This window comes from Oceanicella sp., assembly GCF_056449545.1.
This window is the reverse complement of the sequence record NZ_JBWOMN010000063.1, coordinates 1-4,062: the sequence shown is the minus strand read 5'-3', so window position 1 is coordinate 4,062 and position 4,062 is coordinate 1. Positions and strand designations below refer to the sequence as shown.

The following is a 4,062-nucleotide window of genomic DNA, read 5'->3' as shown; positions in this document are numbered from 1 at the left end:
CCCGAAATCGGCGCCGGGCCCCGCGCGGGGCCCGGCGCCGATTTCGGGCCCGGCCCGGACACTGGACCGGGCCGCGCCGCGCGATGCGGCGCGGTCCGCGCCGTCTGGCCTCCGCGCAATGCGCGGGGCGGCGCGCAGAAATACATCCGGAGCGATCCGATGCCCCATGACCCCAGCAAGATGATCTGCGTCGGCGCGCTTGCCGGGGCGTTCGGGGTGCGCGGCGAGGTGCGGCTGAAATCCTTCTGCGCCGAGCCCGCCGCCATCGCCGGCTACGCGCCGCTGACCTCCGAGGACGGCGCGCGGGCGTTCGAGATCACCCTGATGCGGCCGATCAAGGACGGGTTCGCGGCGCGCATCGAAGGGGTGCGCGACAAGGATCAGGCCGATGCGCTCAAGGGCGTCAGGCTTTGCGCCCCGCGCGACCGGCTGCCCTCGCTGCCCGACGACGAATTCTATCACGCCGATCTGATCGGGCTCGAGGTCGTGGACACCGGCGGCGAGATCCTCGGGCGCGTGCAGGCGGTGCATGATTACGGCGCCGGCGACATGCTGGAGATCACCGGGCCGGGATTGAAGCAGCCGGCGATGCTGCCATTCACGCGCGCCGCCGTCCCCACCGTGGATATCGCGGCCGGGCGCATCGTCGCCGACCCGCCCGCCGGGGTGTTCGCCGCCCCCAAGCCCGACGCGCCCCCCGACGCGCCCACCGACGCGCCCCCCGATGGCCCGGCGGATGACGAAAGCCCCGCGCCGTGACCCGCCGCTTCGATCACGCCGTGGTCGCGGGCGGCGGCGGCATGCTGGCCGGCATGGTTCGCGCCCTCGCCGCCCGCGCCGATCGCCTGACGCTGATTTCGCGAAATCCCGGCGCGCTGGCCGCCGAGACCGGCGCGCGCGCGGTGGCGCTGGACTGGTCGCGCCCCGAAAGCCACGCCGAACCGCTTGCGGCGATTGCCGCCCAGAACCCCGATCTGCTGCTGAGCTGGCTGCATGACGACGCCCTGCCCATGGTCGCGGCGCTGGAATCGCTGCTCCGCCCCGGCGCCCTGTCGCTGCGCGTGCATGGCGCGCTGTCGGGCGACCCGGCGGCGCGGGCGCGGCGCAACCCCGGCCGGCGCGCGGATCTGGACCGGCGCACGCTGGTGCTGGGCTGGGTCGAGGATGAAACCGGCCCCCGCTGGCTCGCCGACGACGAAATCTCCGCCGCCGCGATCCGCGCGCTCGACGACCCGCGCCCGGTGCAGCTGGCGGGACCCCATGCCGGGGCCGCGCCCGGCGATGTGCGGGCGGCGCCATGACCGGAAAACCCCGCTCGCACGGGCGCCTCGCCATCTCCGCCTCGCTGACCCCGCGCGATCTGTCGGGCCCGCGGGCGTTGGCCGGGGCGTGGCGCGCAAAGGTGCTGACGCTGTTCCCGGCGATGTTTCCCGGGCCGCTCGGCGGCTCGCTGACCGGGCGGGCGCTGCAGGCCGGGCTCTGGGCGCTGGAGCCCATCGACATCCGCGATTTCGCCACCGACCGGCATCGCTCCGTGGACGCGCCCCCGGCGGGCGGCGGACCGGGGATGGTGATGCGCGCCGACGTGCTCGCCGCCGCGCTCGACCATGCCGACGAGGGCCTGCCCCGGCCCGAATGGCCAGTCATCCACCTCTCCCCCCGCGGCAAACCCTTCGATCAGACCATGGCGCGGCGGTTCGCGGCGGCGCGCGGCGTCACCCTGCTCTGCGGGCGATTCGAGGGCGTGGACCAGCGGGTGCTGGACGCGCGCGCCGTCGAGGAGGTCTCGATCGGCGATTTCGTGCTCACCGGCGGCGAAATCCCGGCAATGGCATTGATAGACGCGACGGTTCGGCTTATACCGCGCGTTCTCGGGAACGCCGAGTCGATCGAGGAGGAATCCTTTGCCTCCGGTCTGCTCGAACACCCGCAATACACGAGGCCGACGGTCTGGGAAGGCCGCGCGATCCCGGAGGTGCTCCTCTCCGGCCATCACGCGAACATCGCCGCATGGCGGCGATCCCGGGCTGAAGACCTGACCAAGGAAAGACGTCCCGACCTCTGGCGGGCCCTGTCGCAAGACAGCCGCCGCCCGGCAGGAGAAGCAGAGCTCTCGGACGCGCAAACCACCGTCGCCACAGGCGGGAACCCGAAGGAAGACTGACATGAACCTGCTGGAAACGCTCGACGCCGAGCATATCGCCGAACTGTCCAGGGACATCCCCGATTTCGCCCCCGGCGACACCGTGCGGGTCGGCTTCAAGGTGACCGAGGGCACGCGCACCCGCGTGCAGAATTACGAGGGCGTCTGCATCAGCCGGCGCGGCGGCATGGGGCTTGCGGCCTCCTTCACCGTGCGCAAGATCAGCTTCGGCGAAGGCGTGGAGCGCGTGTTCCCGCTGCACTCGCCCCAGATCGAAGCCATCACCGTGGTGCGCCGGGGCAAGGTGCGCCGCGCCAAGCTGTATTACCTGCGCTCGCGTCGCGGCAAATCGGCCCGCATCGCCGAAAAGACCAATTATCGTCCGAAAAAGGACAAGGGCGTGGCCGCCGAATAGGCCCGCCCGGCTGCTTTCACGACCCCGGCGCCCCTGGCGGCGCAATATCTGCGAGACGGCGCCCCGCCAAAGGGCGCCGTTTTCGCGTTTTCGCCTGTTCCCGGCGGACAAGCGGGGATCCGGGCGCGCATATGGCGACATAGCGAAGATGTGATTCCGGGCTTGCCCCCGGGCGGGGCATTCTGGCGGCAATGTTGGAGGATGAAACCGTCATGCGCCCCACCCGCCTCGCCCGCCTGTCCCGATTGCCCGCCGCGCTGGCGCTGGCCGCCATGGCGCTCGCCGGCCCCCCCGCCGCAGCCCAGACCGCAGCCCAGACCGCGCCCCAGACCGCCGCGCCGCAAGCCTGCGGCGCCCCCGACGCCCCCTGCCAGATCGAAGGCGGCTTCTACCACGCGGCGATTCCGCCCGGCGCGGGCCCGTTCCCCACAGTGATGTTTCTGCATGGCTATGGCGGGCGCGCGGCGCGCAGCATCGCCGCCAGGCGCGTGGTGGAGCCGTTCCTGAAGCGCGGCTACGCGGTGATCGCCCCTCAGGGCGAACCGCGCCGGCCCGGCGACAAGGGCGGCTCGTGGAACACGGTGGCGCATTTCGGGGTCGGACGGCGCGATGACGTGGCGTTTCTGCTGCGCGTGGCCGAGGACGCCGCGGCGCGGTTCGGGCTGGACCGGCGGCGGATGATCGCCTCGGGGTTTTCCGGCGGCGGCATGATGGTGTGGAACCTGGCCTGCAAGGCGCCGAGAGCCTTCGCCGCCTTCGCGCCGGTGGCCGGGCTGTTCTGGCTGCCGCTGCCCGAAACCTGCGAGGGCCCGGTGCGCATGCTGCACACCCATGGCTGGTCGGACCCGGTGGTGCCGATCGAGGGGCGCTCGGTGGCTGGCGGGCGCATCACCCAGGGCAACCTGTTCGACGGGCTGGCCCTGATGCGCCGCACCAACCGCTGCGCCACCGACGCCCCCGGGGAATACGCCGCGCGCGGCGATTTCCTGCTGCGCCGCTGGACCGCCTGCGCCCCCGGCTCGGCGCTGGAATTCGCCATGCATCCACAGGGCCACAAGGTGCCCGCCGGCTGGTCGGACCTGGTGCTCGACTGGTATGAGGGCCTGCCCGGCGAAAGCTGACCTGGCGGAAGTCGGGCATCGCCCCCCGACGCCCCCCCGACGCCCCCGCCGACACCCGGCGCCCCCGACGCCCGGCGCCCCCCGACGCCCACCGCCCCCGACGCCCACCGCCCCGGCAGAGCGTCCCGCAGGGATGCGGCGCCGCCCGAGGGACGCATGTCGCGAGGGCCCGGCCCAACCGCAGCGAAGCGATCCGAAAGGATCGTGAGCGCAGGACGGGAGCCCCCCGCCGCCGCAATTCCCGCCGCATGTCCCGCCGCATGTCCCGCCGCAATTCCCCTTGGGGCCGCCATGCGATCGGCAGATCCCGGGGCGAAACGCGCCGCCCGCTCGCCCGCAGGCCCGCCCGTCGCGCGCCCCCGCGGGGGCGCCTGCGGCTTGGC

Annotated in this window: 5 protein-coding genes; all 5 read left to right on the top strand. The window is 73.3% G+C overall.

What is annotated here, in order from left to right:
- The first annotated feature begins 159 nt into the window (after window positions 1-159).
- The 5 genes from rimM to AC1HC7_RS08600 all read left to right on the top strand — a co-directional run bounded on the left by rimM (window position 160) and on the right by AC1HC7_RS08600 (window position 3,679).
- Window positions 160-759, top strand: coding sequence for a ribosome maturation factor RimM (rimM, locus tag AC1HC7_RS08620; protein ID WP_479498933.1), 600 nt, complete (start codon window positions 160-162; stop codon window positions 757-759).
- A complete protein-coding gene (locus tag AC1HC7_RS08615) occupies window positions 756-1,301 on the top strand; it encodes a Rossmann-fold NAD(P)-binding domain-containing protein (protein ID WP_479496507.1) in 546 nt (181 codons plus the stop codon). Before rimM ends, AC1HC7_RS08615 begins: the two co-directional genes overlap by 4 nt.
- Window positions 1,298-2,164 (top strand): tRNA (guanosine(37)-N1)-methyltransferase TrmD, encoded by an 867-nt coding sequence (gene trmD / locus AC1HC7_RS08610; protein ID WP_479496508.1) that lies wholly within the window; start codon window positions 1,298-1,300, stop codon window positions 2,162-2,164. The genes AC1HC7_RS08615 and trmD overlap by 4 nt, the downstream gene beginning before the upstream one ends.
- Window position 2,165: 1 nt before the next feature.
- Window positions 2,166-2,558, top strand: coding sequence for a 50S ribosomal protein L19 (gene rplS / locus AC1HC7_RS08605; protein ID WP_479496509.1), 393 nt, complete (start codon window positions 2,166-2,168; stop codon window positions 2,556-2,558).
- Between the two features lie 212 nt (window positions 2,559-2,770).
- Window positions 2,771-3,679, top strand: coding sequence for a CE1 family esterase (locus AC1HC7_RS08600; RefSeq protein WP_479496510.1), 909 nt, complete (start codon window positions 2,771-2,773; stop codon window positions 3,677-3,679).
- Window positions 3,680-4,062: the final 383 nt, after the last annotated feature.

What these genes read in the sequence shown, in the direction of transcription:
- rimM (WP_479498933.1), top strand. Translation starts at nt 160, where the DNA reads ATGCCCCATGACCCCAGCAAGATGATCTGCGTCGGCGCGCTTGCCGGG.
- trmD (WP_479496508.1), top strand. Translation starts at nt 1,298, where the DNA reads ATGACCGGAAAACCCCGCTCGCACGGGCGCCTCGCCATCTCCGCCTCG.
- rplS (WP_479496509.1), top strand. Translation starts at nt 2,166, where the DNA reads ATGAACCTGCTGGAAACGCTCGACGCCGAGCATATCGCCGAACTGTCC.
- AC1HC7_RS08600 (WP_479496510.1), top strand. Translation starts at nt 2,771, where the DNA reads ATGCGCCCCACCCGCCTCGCCCGCCTGTCCCGATTGCCCGCCGCGCTG.